Annotated in this window: 8 protein-coding genes; 7 read left to right on the plus strand and 1 reads right to left on the minus strand. The window is 44.3% G+C overall.

From position 1 onward, the window contains the following. Positions 1–54: 54 nt before the first annotated feature. The 6 genes from IOD06_RS00650 to IOD06_RS00675 all read left to right on the plus strand — a co-directional run bounded on the left by IOD06_RS00650 (position 55) and on the right by IOD06_RS00675 (position 10,717). Positions 55–1,740 (plus strand): nitrite/sulfite reductase, encoded by a 1,686-nt coding sequence (locus IOD06_RS00650; RefSeq protein ID WP_194618544.1) that lies wholly within the window; start codon positions 55–57, stop codon positions 1,738–1,740. After that, the gene (locus IOD06_RS00655; RefSeq protein ID WP_010198042.1) at positions 1,733–2,329 is read left to right on the plus strand and encodes a DUF934 domain-containing protein; all 597 of its coding nucleotides are present in this window, start codon (positions 1,733–1,735) and stop codon (positions 2,327–2,329) included. The genes IOD06_RS00650 and IOD06_RS00655 overlap by 8 nt, the downstream gene beginning before the upstream one ends. Before the next feature lie 86 nt (positions 2,330–2,415). Beyond that, positions 2,416–3,054 (plus strand): phosphoadenosine phosphosulfate reductase family protein, encoded by a 639-nt coding sequence (locus IOD06_RS00660; protein ID WP_194618545.1) that lies wholly within the window; start codon positions 2,416–2,418, stop codon positions 3,052–3,054. Between the two features lie 202 nt (positions 3,055–3,256). Next, complete coding sequence (gene cobA, locus IOD06_RS00665) at positions 3,257–4,924, plus strand: uroporphyrinogen-III C-methyltransferase (protein ID WP_194618546.1); 1,668 nt, start codon at positions 3,257–3,259, stop codon at positions 4,922–4,924. Between the two features lie 168 nt (positions 4,925–5,092). After that, complete coding sequence (locus tag IOD06_RS00670; RefSeq protein WP_227669825.1) at positions 5,093–6,700, plus strand: exonuclease SbcCD subunit D C-terminal domain-containing protein; 1,608 nt, start codon at positions 5,093–5,095, stop codon at positions 6,698–6,700. Positions 6,701–6,802: 102 nt separating this feature from the next. Then, complete coding sequence (locus IOD06_RS00675; RefSeq protein WP_194618547.1) at positions 6,803–10,717, plus strand: AAA family ATPase; 3,915 nt, start codon at positions 6,803–6,805, stop codon at positions 10,715–10,717. Positions 10,718–10,964: 247 nt separating this feature from the next. Here IOD06_RS00675 and IOD06_RS00680 read toward each other — a convergent pair whose 3' ends face one another. After that, on the minus strand, positions 10,965–15,815 hold the full coding sequence (locus tag IOD06_RS00680) for an NAD-glutamate dehydrogenase (RefSeq protein ID WP_194618548.1): 4,851 nt from the start codon (positions 15,813–15,815) through the stop codon (positions 10,965–10,967). 460 nt (positions 15,816–16,275) lie between these two features. On the opposite strand from IOD06_RS00680, the gene purD reads away from it, so the two are divergent. Continuing rightward, positions 16,276–17,625, plus strand: a complete 1,350-nt coding sequence (gene purD, locus IOD06_RS00685; RefSeq protein WP_194619570.1) for a phosphoribosylamine--glycine ligase — start codon at positions 16,276–16,278, stop codon at positions 17,623–17,625. The last annotated feature ends 253 nt before the right edge of the window (positions 17,626–17,878 follow it).

The following is a 17,878-nucleotide window of genomic DNA, read 5'->3' on the forward strand; positions in this document are numbered from 1 at the left end:
GCAAATCATTTTCGTCGCTGCTTTTAAGTCTAAAAACAAAATTGAGATTACGTCATGTATCAATATAACTACGCTGACCAAACCTTGGTAGAGGAACGGGTCGCCCAATTTCGCGACCAAACTGAACGGTTTTTGGCCGGTGAGCTGCCAGAAGATCAGTTTTTGCCCCTGCGTTTGCAGAATGGCCTTTATATCCAACGTTATGCGCCGATGTTGCGTATTGCTATCCCTTACGGCCTGCTTGCCAGTTACCAATTGCGTAAATTGGCAGAGATTACTCGCAAATATGACAGAGGCTATGGGCACTTTACGACCCGTACCAATATCCAGTTGAATTGGCCGAAGCTAGAGGAAGTTCCAGACATATTGGCAGAACTGGCATCGGTACAGATGCACGCCATCCAAACGTCGGGCAACTGTATTCGTAATACCACAACTGATCCTTACGCTGGTATTCATCAAGAAGAGATTGCAGATCCACGTCCCTATTGTGAAATTATTCGTCAATGGTCAACTTTTCATCCTGAGTTTGCTTTTTTGCCGCGTAAATTTAAGATTGCTGTTATTGGTACAGCCAATGACCGCGCGGCGACGCAAGTGCATGATGTGGGACTACACCTAAAAACCAATGAGGCAGGCGAGATTGGTTTTGAAGTATTGGTTGGCGGTGGTCTTGGTCGCACACCAGTGATTGGTAAAGTGATTAACGAATTCTTACCGCGTCAGCATCTACTCAGCTATCTAGACGCTATCTTGCGTGTTTATAACCTGCATGGTCGCCGCGATAATAAATTTAAAGCCCGTATTAAAATATTGGTGGAGAGCATGGGCGGTCCTGCCTTTGCCAAATTGGTCGATGCAGAGTGGGAAGCGCATACCAAAGATGGCGCGCTGACCTTAACAGACGAGAATTTTGCCACTGCCAGCAGTTTCTTTAGCGAGCCTGATTATTTTGCCTTCGACGCTCTGCAAGCACAGTCTGATTTGCAGCAGCAACTCAATGCCGATAAAGACTTTGCCAATTGGTACAATCAAAACACGGTCGCGCATAAAGTGTCGGGCTACCGTGCCGTTGTTATTTCGTTAAAAGCAGGGTTGGTCGACGGAAGCTATGTGCCTTCGGGCGATGTCAACGAGCAGCAAATGGATGCCCTCGCTGACTTATCAGATAAATATAGCTTTGGGGAGTTACGCGGTACTTATCAGCAAAATTTGGTGTTTGCTGACGTGCAAACCAATCATCTGTATGAGCTATGGCAACAGCTGACTGAGCTTAATTTAGCGCGTGCCAATATAAACACCTTAACAGACATGATTGTCTGCCCAGGTTGGGATTATTGCTCGCTTGCCAATGCCACGACTTACAATATCGCTGAGCAAATCGAGAAACAGTTTGATGATCTCGACTACCTTTATGACTTGGGTGAGATTCGTCTAAACATGTCCGGCTGTATGAACGCTTGTGCGCACCATCATACGGGTGATATCGGTATCCTTGGTGTCGATAAAAAAGGCGAACACTGGTATCAGATTAGCTTGGGTGGTAACTCAAGCAGTGATGCCAAAATCGGCAAGATATTGGGCAAAGCAGTGCCAGCTGATGATGTCGCTACTACTCTACAAAAGATTTTGGACGTTTATCTAGAGCTACGTGCTAGTAATGACAATGACGTAGAACTCTTTACTGATTTGGTCGATCGCGTCGGTATCGCACCATTTAAGGAGAAGGTCTATGGGTAATCATCATGTCCTAAATAGTGATGGTGTCGATATCAGTCAGACTGATACTTGGCATGCGCTTACCACCAATGAGATACCAGATGGTATCGCTCTCACAGAGATATCGCTGCTCGAGACCTTACAAAAGCAAGAGAAGCTCGATGTCGTCCTACCACTTGCAGACTTGCTGGATGCTAAAGGCACGCTCGCTGGTGGACTATTGCAGCAAGTATATGAGCTGTTGGGCGAGCATACTAGCCGTCTTGGTGTTTGGATTACCTCAGACACTGATACTGATGCGCTGGCAGGATTGACAGACTTTTTGTTAAAGCAAGATTTGATTGTGATTCATGTGCCAGCCTTTACTGATGGGCGCGGTTTTAGTTTCGCGCAAACATTACGTCAGCTCGGTTTTCAAGGCGAGATTCGTATGGCAGGCAAGTTTGGTCGTGACCAAATTGCGTATCTACTGCGCGCGGGTGCCGACACTTTTGTACTTAGCGAGCACGATATGCAGTCTATCTCTGACATCAGTCAAGCGTTCAATGCGCTTGCCAGTAGTTATGATGGTCGCAACGCTGCCGACTTGCCGATGTTTTCGGGCGCTTAATATTGCTACTTAGTAGCCATTATTTACTTTTAAATATTTTGTTTATTTAACCATTTTTTATATTAACAACAATTAAGGAACGCATTATGAGCCAATTACACCCAAATTTAGACCTTGACCAAGCCAACCAAGCGCTACAAGGTAAATCACCAGAAGAAATCGTAGCATGGGCATTGCAGCAAGCTAAAAACCCAATTATCACGACGAACTTCCGTCCTTATGAATCTGCTATTTTGCATTTGGTCGCCAAGCAATGTCCTGATATTACCGTATTATGGGTAGATTCTGGTTATAACACCGATGCCACTTATCGTTTTGCTAATAAAGTCATCAAAGATTTAGGTCTAAATGTCATTACGTATATCCCTAAACAAACGGCTGCCCATCGTGACGCCACTATGAATGGTATTCCGGGGATTGATAACCCACAGCATGACGAATTCACTGAACAAGTGAAGCTTGAGCCGTTCCGCCGCGCACTAGATGAGCTAAAGCCTGACGTTTGGTTCAATGCCATTCGTAAAGATCAAACCGAATTCCGTCAAGGCCTTGATGTGTTAAGTTTATCAAAAGATGGCGTGCTGAAAGTAGCACCGTTGTTTGAAAAAACAGATGCAGACTTGGATGTTTATTTAGACGAGCACAAACTACCTAACGAGCATGACTACTTTGATCCAACGAAAGTAGAAGAGAGCCGTGAGTGTGGCTTGCATACTCAGCTGTAATATCGACTGATTTTAGTTAAGCAAAAGCCCTCTCATAAACGAGAGGGCTTTTGCATTCTGTATGGCTATTCCCTTTTCAATCAAAAACCACCTTTAACATGTCAAAAACGAATATACTAATGCCAATACACTAAGTGAGACGTCGCACGCGATACCTCATAATAGGGGTATATTTTACATTGAATAAATTGCTGGTGATGCTATGAACACCTTTCCGCTATTTTTTAAATTAGAAGACCGCAAAGTGCTGATCGTCGGTGGCGGCGATGTGGCGCTACGTAAGGCTGACTTGCTCAGCCGCGCTGGGGCTTGTATCACGGTACTGGCACCAACCATTATGGCTGAGATACAAGCGTTGCTATCTGATAGCAAGCACCAACTCATCTATGAAAACTATCATAAAACCTATATGACAGGTGCCCGTGTCATTATCGCGGCGACGGATGATGAAACGCTCAATCATCAAATTCATGCCGATGCTACCGATATTAATATTCCTGTAAACGTGGTCGATACCCCGCCTTTGTGTGATTTTATTTTTCCTGCCATCGTCGATCGCAATCCCATTGTGATAGGTATTTCTTCGAATGGTAAAGCGCCCGTGCTGGCACGTCTGTTGCGTGCGCGTCTTGAGACCTTAATACCTCAAGGCTACGGTAAACTTGCCAAGCTGGCAGGCGATTTTCGTACTGAGGTAAAAAGCAAAATCCCAACCTTGACAGGTCGTCGGCAGTTTTGGGAGCGTACTTTTGAAGGTCAAGTTAGTGAGCTGATGTTTGCGGGTAATGAAACCCAAGCGGCTGCTCAACTGCAAGCTGACTTGAACGACACGGCTGCCAAAATTGATAGAACCAGCAATGCAGACACTCAAATTCCACAAACAGCGATATCGGTGACGGATTCAAAAGATCAGCCACAACAACATCCTGAACATTCAGCTGCATCGTCTGAGCAAACGCCTATCGGTGAAGTCTATATCGTTGGTGCAGGTCCGGGTGATCCAGAGCTGCTCACGTTTAAAGCGCTACGTTTAATGCAGCAAGCCGATATTGTCTATTATGATGCGCTGGTATCACCACAAGTATTGGACCTATGTCGCCGTGATGCTGATAAAGTATTTGTCGGTAAAAAACGTAGCAACCACGCCGTCGCTCAGCTTGGTATCAATGAGCTGTTAGTCAATAGTGCGAAAGAAGGTCGCCGTGTAGTACGGCTAAAAGGCGGTGATCCCTTTATCTTTGGACGTGGTGGTGAAGAAATTGAAAGCCTGCGCGCCCATGGCGTCCCGTATCAAGTCGTCCCCGGTATAACCGCTGCCAATGCTGCCGCAAGTTACGCTGGTATTCCGCTTACCCATCGTGATCACTCGCAATCTGTGCGCTTTGTCACTGGATTTTTAAAGGCTGGCGCGCCCAATAGTAACTTTAAGAGCTTTTTAAATACGGATGAAACCGTGGTATTTTATATGGGTTTGCATTCGCTGCCACGTTTGACTGAAGGCTTGATTGAGGCAGGACGCAATGCTGATACGCCAATCGCTATTATCTCTAATGCCAGTATGCCAAACCAGCAGGTATTGACAGGGACGCTAGCAACCATTGTCGCCCAACAAGAAAAAGCGCAACTGCCAACGCCAGCATTACTGATCATGGGTGATGTGGTCGCGCTACATCATGATTTGGCTTGGTATAATTTACAGAATCAGCAGCACAATCAAAACGTCAGTGACACCGCAAATAATTGGTTGCGTGGCGGTACAGCTGCGACACCTAAAGAAACAAGCTTGCAGCAGCAAGCACATGCGTTATCAATGGTGGCAAATCTAGCAACGCAGCAAGAAGATGGACTCGAGAAACTGGTCATTGATTAGTGACTCTCCTCAACTAAATCGAAAACTTAATCGATAGCCACCTAAAGGGGCTAACCAAAATAAAACCCTATCAATGATATTTGGTAGGGTTTTATTTTGGCAGCAGAGCAAACAGCAATAATTCTTGCTAGAATGAAGGCTTTCTACTAAAAATCTTTAAGCTCAACTATGTCCACACTTGCCGATACCAAATCTATGCCTATTAAACCTCTCACTATACTCCATACCTCTGATTGGCATTTGGGACGACGGCTTTATGGTCGCATGCGTTATGAGGAGTTTGAGGCATTTTTGAGCTGGCTTGAAGAGACGATTAGCGCGCAAAAAGTCGATGTACTAATCGTTGCTGGTGATATCTTTGATACCATGACGCCAAGTAACAGAGCCCAAGCATTATATTTTGAGTTTTTGGGTAGAGTGTCAAAATCCTGCTGTCAGCACGTAGTGATAGTCGCGGGCAATCACGACTCCCCTACTTTTTTAGATGCACCCAGTCAGGTGCTTAAGTTTTTAAACGTCCATGTCATTGGTACGGCCTGTGACGACTTAACCGATGAAGTATTGGTTTTGAATGATGTAGATGGTACACCTCATTGTATTGTCGCCGCTGTCCCTTATTTGCGCGACCGCGATGTGCGTAGCAGTAGTGCTGGCGAGTCCGCAGATAGCAAAGACGCCAATGTCATCAAAGGCATTCGCGCCCATTATGATGAAGTCGCTAGCATTGCCAAAGCTCAGCAGGCTAAATTAGTCGAAGCAAACCAGCGTCACATTCCTATCATCGCGACAGGGCATTTATTTGCAGCTGGTGGCACTACTACTGATGATGATGGCGTACGTGAACTGTATGTGGGAAGCTTGGGCAAAATATCCGCCGATATGTTCGATGAATGCTTTGATTATGTGGCACTTGGTCACTTACATGTGCCGCAGCGTGTCGGTGGGCGTGAGAGCATTCGCTATTCAGGCTCACCCATCGCGATGGGATTTGGAGAAGCTCGCCAGCAAAAACAGGTGTTGTTGGTAAAATTTGGCGAAGCTTCAAAGCAAGTTACTGATGAGATGTCACCGTCAAAGGCAATTGATGAAGTTATAAGTTTTCAGGCGACAGAAACGGTAGCGCCTATCGAGAAATCCGTAGAGAAACTCTCTAAAAAAGCAGCTGCTCAAGCAACTGAATTTATGGACGACTTGTTTGGCTTTGGTGACTCGGCAGACAGCGAAGAGATTACGCCAAACGCCTTTGACGACTCAATTTCTAGTCAAGTAAACGCTATACAGAGTAACCACTCCACAAACAATTCCACAAATAACGCCATATTAGTCTCTAACCTACTACATCATGACGAATCACGTCAGATGCAGGTCATCTCTCTACCCATCCCAAAATTTCAAAAGTTAGCACAAGTCTCAGGTGATTTAGAATCCATTAATCAAACTATCGATACAACCATTCAGTCTCTCGATGCAACAGAGTCCGTTTGGCTGGAAGTTATTTATACAGGTAATGAAGTGGTCAGTGAGCTGCGCGATCATATTCAATCGATGGTAGATGGCTCGTCCTGTGAGGTGTTAAAAATAAAAAATACTCATACCTATAATAAAGTCCTCAATCAACAGCAGATCTCTGAGACGCTCCAAGATTTAAATGAGCAAGAGGTATTTGAGCGTTGCTTAGTCGCACATAGTGTCCCTGATGAGCAAAAATCAATCTTGCGTGATGCTTATGAGCAAATCGTTTATAACCTTCGTCATGAAGACACTCAGGCCGAATAATAGCAGCTTATTATAGAGGCAATTAATAGCTTCTTAATTTCTCACTACTGTTTCTCATCACTGCCATTTTCTCACTACTCTATATAAAAATAAGACCTGCCCATGCGACTGATTGAACTGCGACTCAAAAATCTGAACTCCCTAAAAGGCGAATGGCACATTGACTTTAGTGACCCCGCTTTTCTTAATGAGGGCATCTTTGCCATTACTGGGCAGACGGGCGCTGGCAAGACGACCATCTTGGATGCGATTTGCTTAGCACTATATAGCCAAACGCCAAGATTGGGTGATATTACAGGTTCGACAAACGAGATCATGACTCAGGGTACAGGTGAGTGCTCGGCTGAAGTCATCATCGAGATTGACTCAACACGCTATCAATGCTCGTGGTATCAACATCGTGCTCACAAAAAAGCCAAAGGTAACTTATTGCCGATCAAGCATGAAATCAGCGAGGTCGAAACTGGCAAGATTTTAGAAGAAAAAAAATCTAAAACATCGGTCTATATCCAAGACCTTATTGGCATGGACTTTAGTCAATTTACCCGATCTATTATGCTAGCACAGGGCAGTTTTGCGGCGTTTTTAAAGTCTGATATTGGTGATAGAGCCGCCATTTTAGAGAAGATAACGGGTACAGCCATCTATGCCAAAATATCATTAAATGTGCATGAAAAGAAACGCTCTGAAGAAGAGGTCCTAAGCAATCTCCAAGCAGGCGTTAACAGCTTGTCTTTACTAAGTATCGAAGATGAACAACTGCTGATTGCAGCGTTAAAAGATCTCAATCAACAGCAAAGCACACAACGAAAAACCTTTAAAACACTAAGCGAGCAACTACAGTGGCTAGACAACGTTCAGCAGTTACAGCAGAGTCTGGCTATTTATCAAACTGAATTTTCAACAGCGCAGCAGGCACAGCAAGACTTCACTCCTGAAGCGCTGCGCTTAGACATTGCCAGCAAAGCATTGGAGATTGACAGCCAATTTCGAGAGCTGAGTCATAGCCGCGATACGGTTAAACGGCTGGGTATTGAACAACAGGAACTGCTTGATAAGCTTCCAGTACAGCAAGAAGCACTGACCCAGACTGCGACTCAGTTAGACGATGCCAACACTATTGAAAAGCAAGCCACAGAACGCCTTCAAACGACCTTGCCAGTTATTGCCAAGACGCGTGAGTTGGATGCCAATATAAAACAGTTATCACAGTCTCTAGTAGACGATAATCAACGTAAAGATGTACTAGCAAGTAATGCTCATAAATTACGTCAAGAAATCTCTAACCACAAACAAACAGAGCAAGTGACCAAAACTCAGCTTAGCACTATAGAAAAGCATTTTAACGATAACCAAGAATTAAACGACCTCGATACGGATATAGCAACCTTTGATAATAGCTGTAGTCGATTGAAGGGGCTGCTACAGGACAATGTCCACTTAACAGAAGACAGTCTTGCGCTTAATCATCAATCAAAACAACTCAAGGCTGAATGTGATCAGTTATCTGAGCGGCAATCCGCAGATAAATTGAAGGTAGTACAACAACGTGAGCAATTGACCCACTTGCAACAGCAACAATCGGCACTGCTCCAAAATCAATCAATCGCTAGTATGCGTAGCGAACAAGAGCAAATCGATCACATTAGCAATCAAATTTCGCAAGCCAGCTTTAATCTAAAGCAGTTGTCCGAGATTGTTGGCCAAATCACAAAGACCACTCTCTCGCTACCGACGCTAAATAATGAGTTAACAACACTAGAAGGTTTGCTGGCTAGCCATCAATCAGACATTCAAGATGCCAAAATCAAACGACAAGAAAAGCTGACACATTTAACCCTATTACAAAAAGTCGCTAAGCTTGAAGACTATATAACAGAACTAGAGGATGGGTTGCCCTGCCCGCTTTGCGGTGCACATGAGCACCCTTACGGCAAACAGCATCCATTACTAGACAATAATTATACTAACGACACTAGCAACCAAAATCAACCGTCTCAGATAAAGCAAACCCAGCAGCAACTGGCTGAATTAGAAACCCGTATCGAGAGTCTTGAGCAGGCTTTATCGGGCTACCATATCGAATATGCCACAAAGCAAGAAACGCTTAACAACCAGCAGCAGCAACTAGCACCACTACAGCAGCAATCCAAAACCTTAGGCAGTGATATTCAGAGTTACATATCGTCGCTGTTGAATACCGACCATCGTTATTCTGAGTCGATTGTAGCTATTATCAAGCCATTGGCGCAAATGAGTGACGGCATTAATACCGATATTTCGGATGTTGACCAGTGCGTATTTTTATTAGATACCGTTAAACAGCAGCTTATTGAACAAAAGCAGTCCATTAAGATGACATTGCTTCATTATGACGAGCTGACTGAGAATACATCCACGCTCCGTACTGCTATCGAACATGACGAAAAACAGCAGCAGGCATTGATCAGTAATATCAATAACTTAACAACTGACATCACGCTTCACGCGCAGAAAATTGAAGGTATCGAAGGTAGGGTTATGGCTAACTTCTCTGAGCTGGCGCCCGCTATGACAACAATTTCATCTTTAGTGCGCAAATACCCTGTAGATAAATATAAGAATGATTTCAGTATCGATTTTGAGTCAACAGTCATTCAAGACGTACTGGGACAACTGGATAACAGTATCGATCAGCACACTGTGCTCGATAACGCAGACTATGACCGTCATATAGATGTATTGCGTCAACAGCGTAGCGCGCTTAATCAGTTAAAACAAAGATTTAATGAGAAAAAAAATAGCCAACAGCAGCTCATCAATACGTTAAGCAGCTTGGCTGCGCAGATTGAGACTAAGCAAGATCAGCTTACCAACGATGAAGTAGCTTTCGCAAAACTAACAAACTTCATTACCAATAAAGCCAATGATATTGAACAACTAAACCACTCTAGAATAGATATTTTCTCAGATAAAAATCCAGACTACGAAGAGACGCAATTACGCAGTACTATTGATGAGGCTAAAGCCAAGCAAGTAGTAGCACAAAGGCGGTTAGATTCGGTGCAGCAAGCATTAGAACAATTAACGACTAGAAAGCAACAGCTAGAGATGGAGCTACAGTCTGCCACTGTCATGATGGGTAATAAGCAACAAACCTTTAATGATTCACTCGCAGAGTCGCAGTTCACGGATGAGTCAGAATTTATCAATGCACGCCTGCCTAAAGAAGAGCGAGAAGCCCTACATATACGTAAATTGGCGATTGATAATGCGTTATATCAAGCTAAGTTACAGTTGGATGTGACTCAGCAAGCGTTAGAGCAAAAGCTTGCCACCCCTATGACCGAGGAAAACCGAGACACACTTGCTGAGCAGTATCACCAGATTCAGACGGAGATTGATCAGTTAAGTCAGAAAATCGGGGCTATTGATCAAAAGCTCACAGACAATCACAACCAAAAAGGACAACAAGTAGCTCAGCTTGTTGCTATCAATGCACAGAAACAAAAGCTGCAAGTTTGGCAACAGCTCCACATTTTAATTGGTTCGGCTGATGGCAAAAAATACCGTACCTTTGCCCAAGGCTTAACGTTTGAGGTCATGATTAGCCATGCCAATAGCCAATTACAAAAGATGAGTGATCGCTATTTGCTGATTCATGACGATAACAACCCGCTTGAGCTAAATGTCATCGATAACTACCAAGGCGGTGATATTCGCAGTACTAAAAATCTATCCGGCGGTGAAGGTTTTATTATCAGCTTGGCACTCGCACTGGGACTATCGCAAATGGCCAGTCACAATATTCGCGTCGACTCGTTATTTTTGGATGAAGGCTTTGGCACACTTGATGAAGAATCACTTGATATTGCGCTAGATACCTTAACCAGCCTACAACAAGAAGGTAAATTGATCGGTATTATCTCGCATGTACAGGCATTAAAAGATCGTATTCTCACTCAAATTAAGGTTGAAAAACTTTCAGGAGGATTCAGTCAGATATCTGGTCAAGGTTGTCAGAAGGTGCTAAGTTAACGCCGTTATTAAAAAACAGCGTAACGATAAAGGCCATATATAGTCAGTGAAAAGTAATATCGATACATCACACACTGATGATATCAGCAGTATCGTCGCATTTTTGGGGTATTTTGACTATAACATGACAGCCAACGTTTAATGACCATCGTTTATTGAATAATAAAAAACCACCGTTAATGAATAACGGTGGTTTTTTTACGATCATTTATTTTAATAGCAACTGTTTTGCTAGTTACTTTTCTAGCTACTTTGTCACTAAGCCGCTCAGCTCACTCATGAGCACAGATAGCGTTGACAGACTGATTTGAATATCATCATTACTATCGAGCTTGTGCATCTCTGTCGTTATCAATTCGAGCTGGTTTTGATGACGAGACTTCCACTCACTAAATGCTTGTTTTGCATCTGGTTTTGAGAGAACAGCATCCATCAATAGACGCAAGCTGCGTGATAATTCATTCGCTAAGGCATGACGTGCACGGCGATCCCAATAGCCTTGTTGCGGTAAGGTCGCGATGTTATCCGTCATCCAGTCGAGCTGCAAGACTTGATAGGCTTCAAAGTATAAAGTCGCAATCTCGTCGACAGGACGTTCATACTGCTCGGCAAGTAATGCCGCATCTAGCGCATCGACATGGTAAGGCAGCATAGCAAACAAGGTGGCATCACTATCTGACAGATCTTTTTGCATTAGGCTATGAGTGTCTTCTTCTAAGTACTCTGCAAATTGCTGCTCAATGAACCCGCCTGATTTGGTTAATTTCTCAACACTATCTCTAAAGCGGCTGATCATATCAGCGACTTGCAAGTTTTGCCCAAAGGTATTGATGAACCAAACCACACCGCGCTCGAGCGCATCACGTAGACGTAGCTCAAGGTTGAGCAATAATGTCGCATCGACTTTATTATCTAACGACTCAAGCGTGTTCCAAGCTTTTGATACATTAAAGACATCACGGCTAATCGCGTATCCACGGATGATGGTCGCTAGAGATTGGTCTGTTTCTTCATAGAGACGGAACAATGCTTCGATACCCAAACGGTTGACCACACTATTGGTCATATAAGTACTGATAATCTCACGATGCAAGCGATGCTCAGTCATCTCATCAAAGAACCGTGTAGCCAGCTCATCTGGGAAGTACTTGCGCAGCTCATTGATGAAATACGGGTCATCTGGCAAGTCAGATAGCAACAAGTTGTCGTAAACCCACATTTTGCCATACGCCATGACCACGGCAAGCTCAGGAGGGGTCAAACCCGTATCTGCTTTTTGACGCTTAGCAATCTCTTCGTCTGCTGGCAAGTACTCAATAGCACGGTCAAGACGCCCTTCACCTTCTAGCATCTGGATGAAGCGCTGATGATCGCTTAAGTTAGCAGCGGCACGAATATGGCTTAGCTCAATCGCTTGCGGTTGTAGATAGTTCTGGCGCAGCACCAATTCTGCTACATTATCAGTCATGCTTTCTAGCAACTCATTACGCTGTTTTAAAGTCATATCGCCTTGTTCGACTACTTTGCCGAGTAGGATTTTGATATTTACCTCATGATCTGAGCAGTTGACGCCGCCTGAGTTATCGATGGCATCGGTATAAATGCGCCCACCCGTTTGTGCGTATTCGATACGCCCTTGCTGGGTGAATCCCAGATTACCCCCTTCTCCAATCACCGCACAGCGCAGCTCATTACCATTGATACGCAGCACATCATTAGCACGGTCACCAACATCGGCATGGCTCTCGCTTTCACTTTTGACATAAGTACCGATACCACCGTTCCAAATGAGGTCGACCGGTGACTTCATCAAGGCGCTAATGAGATCGTTAGGGGCTAAGTTGTCTTCGCTAATATCGAAGAGATCTTTCATTTCAGCACTGATAGCGATACTTTTATCTTGACGTGAGAATATACCACCACCTTGACTAATTAATGATTTTTCATAATCAGCCCACGATGAGCGTGGCAATTCAAACAAACGTGCGCGCTCAGCATATGAGGCAGCAGTGTCTGGATTAGGGTCAATAAAGATATGCAGATGGTTAAAAGCAGCGACTAGCTTGGTATGGGTTGAGAGCAGCATACCATTACCAAATACATCACCACTCATATCACCGATGCCGACCACAGTGAAGTCGTCACGGTTTTGAATGTCCATGCCGCGCATACGGAAGTGACGTTTAACCGACTCCCAACCACCGCGAGCGGTGATACCCATGGCTTTGTGATCATAACCGACCGAGCCGCCCGAGGCAAAGGCATCATCGAGCCAGAAGTTATATTCGGCAGACAAGGCGTTGGCAATATCAGAGAAACTTGCCGTACCTTTATCGGCTGCAACGACTAAGTACGGATCATCTTCATCATGACGCACCGTATCGGCTGGCGGGACAATTTTTCCATCCACAATATTATCCGTGACATCGAGCATACCGCGTAAGAACGTCTGATAACAGGCGATACCTTCGGCTTGGAACGCTTCGCGGCCATCTGCCATAGATTTGGTCTTGACGATAAAGCCGCCTTTTGAACCGACAGGAACAATAACCGCGTTTTTGACCATTTGCGCTTTGACCAGACCGAGTACTTCGGTACGGAAATCTTCCATACGATCTGACCAACGTAGACCACCACGGGCGACTTTACCACCGCGTAGATGTACGGCTTCAACGCGTGGCGAGTAGACAAATATCTCAAACATTGGCTTAGGTTTGGGCAAGTTTGGAATATCTGCTGCCAAAAACTTAAACGATAGGCGGTCTTTACGTACACCTTCACTGTCTCTCTGATAAAAGTTGGTACGCACCATCGCATTGATTAAATCTAAATACCAACGCAAGATACGATCTTCATCCAAGCTATCGACGTCTATCAATGCTGCTTTAATTCTCTCTTGAATCTGCGTGGTTTTTTCTTGGCGCTCATCTTCACTATATTTAGGATTCATGCGTGCATCGAACAAGCTGCTTAATGCCACGCTAATGTCGCTATTTTTGACCACAGTCTGCTGAATATAAGCACTAGAGAATGGTGCACGGGCTTGCATCATGTAGCGCTGCAAGGCACGGAGCACAACCACATCATGAGTATCTAACTTGGTAATTAATACCAGCTCGTTAAAAGAGTCACTCTCAACACGTCCTGCCCAAATCTGCTTGAGACTCTCTTCAAATTGATTGCGCACCACTTGCATATTGACCGTATCGACATGTTCCAAGGTGAGCTCATACTCTTGCATCCAAATAGGCTTTTCAGGCAAGTCAAACTCATAGGTTTGCGCTGAAATCACCGAGACACCAAAGTTTTCAAGAATGGGCAATACTTTTGACAAGATGACTGGTTGCTCACGACCATAGAGCTTCAGGTGCAACTGATTACTCGCGTCACCCGTTGACTGATACAAGTGCCAAATCATTGGCTGAACGTCGGTTAACCCAGCCAGACGCTTGACATCTTCGACAGCAGTACGAGCATCAAAGCGCTCTTGGTAAGCGGCAGGTATGTAATTTAAAAAACGACGATTGAGTGCATTGGCTTGTTGTTCACCCACATTATCGAGTAGCATTTTTTGATAATGATCGCCCCATGACTGCATGAGTGCCGATAGCTTTTCTTCTAGAGCTGCCGTATTCACTTCATTAACTTGACCGGGCACGGTGCGTACATGGACATGCACACGAGCGTGGGCAGATTCATTGAACTCAGTGGTAAAGCCAGATGACGTACCACCGTAAGCATCTTTCAAGACATTTTGCACTTTAATGCGCAATTCGGTGTTGAATTTATCACGGGGAATATAGACCAAGCAGGAAACAAAACGCTGATAATGGTCGATGCGGCTGAATAGACGTAGGCTCTTTTTATCTTGTAATTGGCTGATGCCAGAGACAATTGGATATAACTCTTCGACGCTGGCTTGAAAGAGGTCATCACGTGGCAAGGTATTGATGACGTGCATCATCTTATGGTGTGCATGACCATCTCGTGGCAGGTACGCCATTGCCATGATTTTATTGGCTTTTTCGCGCAGTAATGGTATTTGCTGAACGGTCAGCTGATAGGCTTGCGACGTCAGCAAACCGATAAATCGATATTCACCGACCAGTTTACCGTTGTCATCGAACTTATGAATGCCCAAAAAGTCCATATATACTGGGCGATGCACAGGCGAGACACGGCTTGATTTAGAGAGCATCAGTACGCGCGGCTCAGTCAATAGCTGCTTGAGTACTGTTGGCAATTGGCTAAAGCTTTCTGACAGTTTGTCTTCTTCAGCGCCACGTAGCAGACCAAGCCCACTATTACCAATAGCAAATAAATCCAAGTCTGCATTTTTGGCGTTAGTAGCGTCGCTGTTGACATCCATCATACTACCGCCTTCTAAGCGGTACTCACGATAGCCTAAAAAGATAAAATGATCGTCTAATATCCAATCCAAAAATGCTTGAATCTCTTTTTGGGAATAGAATACTTCTGGCAGTGGTTTTTTTGACAGTTCAGATTGAATAGAAGTCAGTTTTTCTCTCATTTGCTTCCAATCGCCAACGACTGTATCAAGCGTGTCCACTTTTGCTAATAATAGTTCTTGTAATGCTGCTAACTCTTCGTTGTCTTGATAGGCAATTTCGCAATGAATCAAAGATAAGTGAGACGTGGCGCTTTCATGCGCGCCTTCAATATGAACGATATTGCCGTCATCATCACGCGCAACACTAATAATGATGTTATACGTGCGATGGACGTCGATACCTTGAGCCTCAAGGCTCATCAAGATTGTGTCTACCAAGAACGGCCTGTCGTAAGCCACTATCTGTATGACTGTGTGTGAGCTGTGGAAATGCTGCTCTTCTGCCTTTGGATTTAAAATAGCGAGTTGTGGTTTTTTGCCATCATAAGATTTCAGTAGCGTAAAGTGATGGAGTGCCATGCCAGCTAAATCAGTATTACTTATCGCCTCTGCTGTTTCCTGATGCAGCGGCTGGTAATAACTATGAATAAAATGATCAAATAGCGATTTGTCATTTTGTACATAGTTGGTGGCAATATCGCTTATCTGGCTTATGTGCTCTTTTGCGATACTTAGAGAGTTTGGCATGTTTGCTGTCCTTGTTATAAGTTTAGTACTTCAATTTTCTCTATTTATTTTCACTCATTAATCAATATCAATGACTAGCAACGTTTGAATATAATGAATCTTACCGATGTCAGATGGTAGTACTCCATTTGTGAGCTACCTTGTTATTATTGGCATCCTCTCCTGGTTTTTATTGCCTAACTTTTATAAGAGCAAACGGCTTGCTAGATTTGATACCGTTAATATGTTGAAGTGTAACGCACCTACGCTCATAGCTAAAGCGTACAACATCATTTCATGAATCAGCAACATGCCGATAACCTTTGCTCATGAGACAATGAGTCCTTAATTGTTAGTGAATACTTGCTGGCAAGTGGATACTCATGGTAATCAAGACACTTTTTTTGTTAGAATATGACCGTATCTCTCAGAGTGTATGACTAACTCATTATTAACTTTAATGCTAAGGGCAAGACGTATGATGAATATTTTGGTGATTGGCTCAGGTGGTCGCGAACACGCGCTAGCATGGCAATGTGCAAAAGACGACAATGTCCAACACGTTTACGTCGTGCCAGGCAATGCTGGTACTGCCCTTGAACCTAAATGCCAAAACGTTGTTTTAGAGCCTGCACGCAGTGAGGCGGACGAACACACTGCTGTCATCGAGTTTTGCCAAAATAACGCCATCGATATGGTCATCGTAGGCCCAGAAGCGCCACTAGTCACAGGTATCGTCGACGCCTGCCGTGCTGCTGGCATTAAGGCTTGGGGACCGACCGCATATTGTGCGCAATTAGAAGGCTCAAAAACCTTTGCCAAAGAATTCATGGCACAGAACAATATTCCAACGGCGGCTTATCAAGGATTTACAGACGCTGATGCTGCCAAAGCCTATATTGATGAGCAAGGTGCGCCTATTGTTATCAAAGCGGATGGTCTAGCTGCCGGTAAAGGCGTCATCGTTGCGGAAACTGTCGAACAAGCACATGATGCAATCGACGATATGCTGGCTGACAACAAATTTGGCGATGCCGGTAGCCGTGTGGTTATCGAGCAGTTTTTGCAAGGTGAAGAAGCCAGCTTTATTTGTATGGTTGATGGCAAAAATATCCTGCCGATGGCGACCAGCCAAGATCATAAGCGCGCTTTTGAAGGCGACACTGGGCCTAACACTGGCGGTATGGGTGCTTATTCTCCTGCACCAGTCGTTACTCAAGAGGTTCATGACAAGGTAATGGCACAAGTTATTCAGCCCGTGGTTGACGCTATGAATGCCGCCGGTCATCCTTATACTGGATTTTTATATGCTGGTCTCATGATTGACAAGGCAGGCGATCCGTATGTCATCGAATTTAACTGCCGTTTTGGTGATCCAGAAACACAGCCAATTTTAATGCGCTTGCAGTCTTCAATGGTAGATTTAGTCGCTCAAGGGCTGGCTGGTCAATTACCAAGTGATGCTCAATGGGATGCGCGCCCTGCCCTTGGTATCGTGGTTGCCTCAAAAGGCTATCCTGAAACTTCTTCAAAAGGTGATGTGATTGCTGGCTTGCCAGAGTTGGATGCCAATAGTGATAGTGCGGTTAAAGTCTTTCACGCAGGCACGGCCTTTTCACATAATAGCAATGCTGATACGGCAAATACGGGTAATAATAAAGAAGTTATTACTAATGGTGGACGAGTATTATGCGTGACGGCATTAGCAGATACTATTTCAGACGCTCAACAAGCCGCATTAGCAGTAACAGGTGCAATCAGCTTTGATGGGGCGCAGTATCGCCGCGATATCGGTCATCATGCGATTACCCGCGAAAAAGCAAAGGCATAGTTCATTATTGACAAGGTTTCTGACGATGTTTGGCAAAATTGAGCCATTCTCAGACTACTGTTAGCTATTCTAAGACCACTGAGTATATCAATGTGCTAATCAATGACACGCCCTAGTACTATGCTAGGTCGTGTTTTTTGCTATATCTTTAAATCGATACAGACTTTTTACTTTATGAAGTCGTTTGTAGCAACAACAGTGGCTAACGTGTGTAAACGTTCGAATCTTACTTTAGCTTACAAAGTAACTGCCA

The organism is Psychrobacter sp. N25K4-3-2 (assembly GCF_015351755.1).
GTDB lineage: Bacteria > Pseudomonadota > Gammaproteobacteria > Pseudomonadales > Moraxellaceae > Psychrobacter > Psychrobacter glaciei.

Coding starts and splice junctions, on each gene's coding strand:
- purD (WP_194619570.1), top strand. CDS start 16,276: ATGAATATTTTGGTGATTGGCTCAGGTGGTCGCGAACACGCGCTAGCA.
- IOD06_RS00675 (WP_194618547.1), top strand. CDS start 6,803: ATGCGACTGATTGAACTGCGACTCAAAAATCTGAACTCCCTAAAAGGC.
- cobA (WP_194618546.1), top strand. CDS start 3,257: ATGAACACCTTTCCGCTATTTTTTAAATTAGAAGACCGCAAAGTGCTG.
- IOD06_RS00680 (WP_194618548.1), bottom strand. CDS start 15,815: ATGCCAAACTCTCTAAGTATCGCAAAAGAGCACATAAGCCAGATAAGC.
- IOD06_RS00655 (WP_010198042.1), top strand. CDS start 1,733: ATGGGTAATCATCATGTCCTAAATAGTGATGGTGTCGATATCAGTCAG.
- IOD06_RS00660 (WP_194618545.1), top strand. CDS start 2,416: ATGAGCCAATTACACCCAAATTTAGACCTTGACCAAGCCAACCAAGCG.
- IOD06_RS00670 (WP_227669825.1), top strand. CDS start 5,093: ATGTCCACACTTGCCGATACCAAATCTATGCCTATTAAACCTCTCACT.
- IOD06_RS00650 (WP_194618544.1), top strand. CDS start 55: ATGTATCAATATAACTACGCTGACCAAACCTTGGTAGAGGAACGGGTC.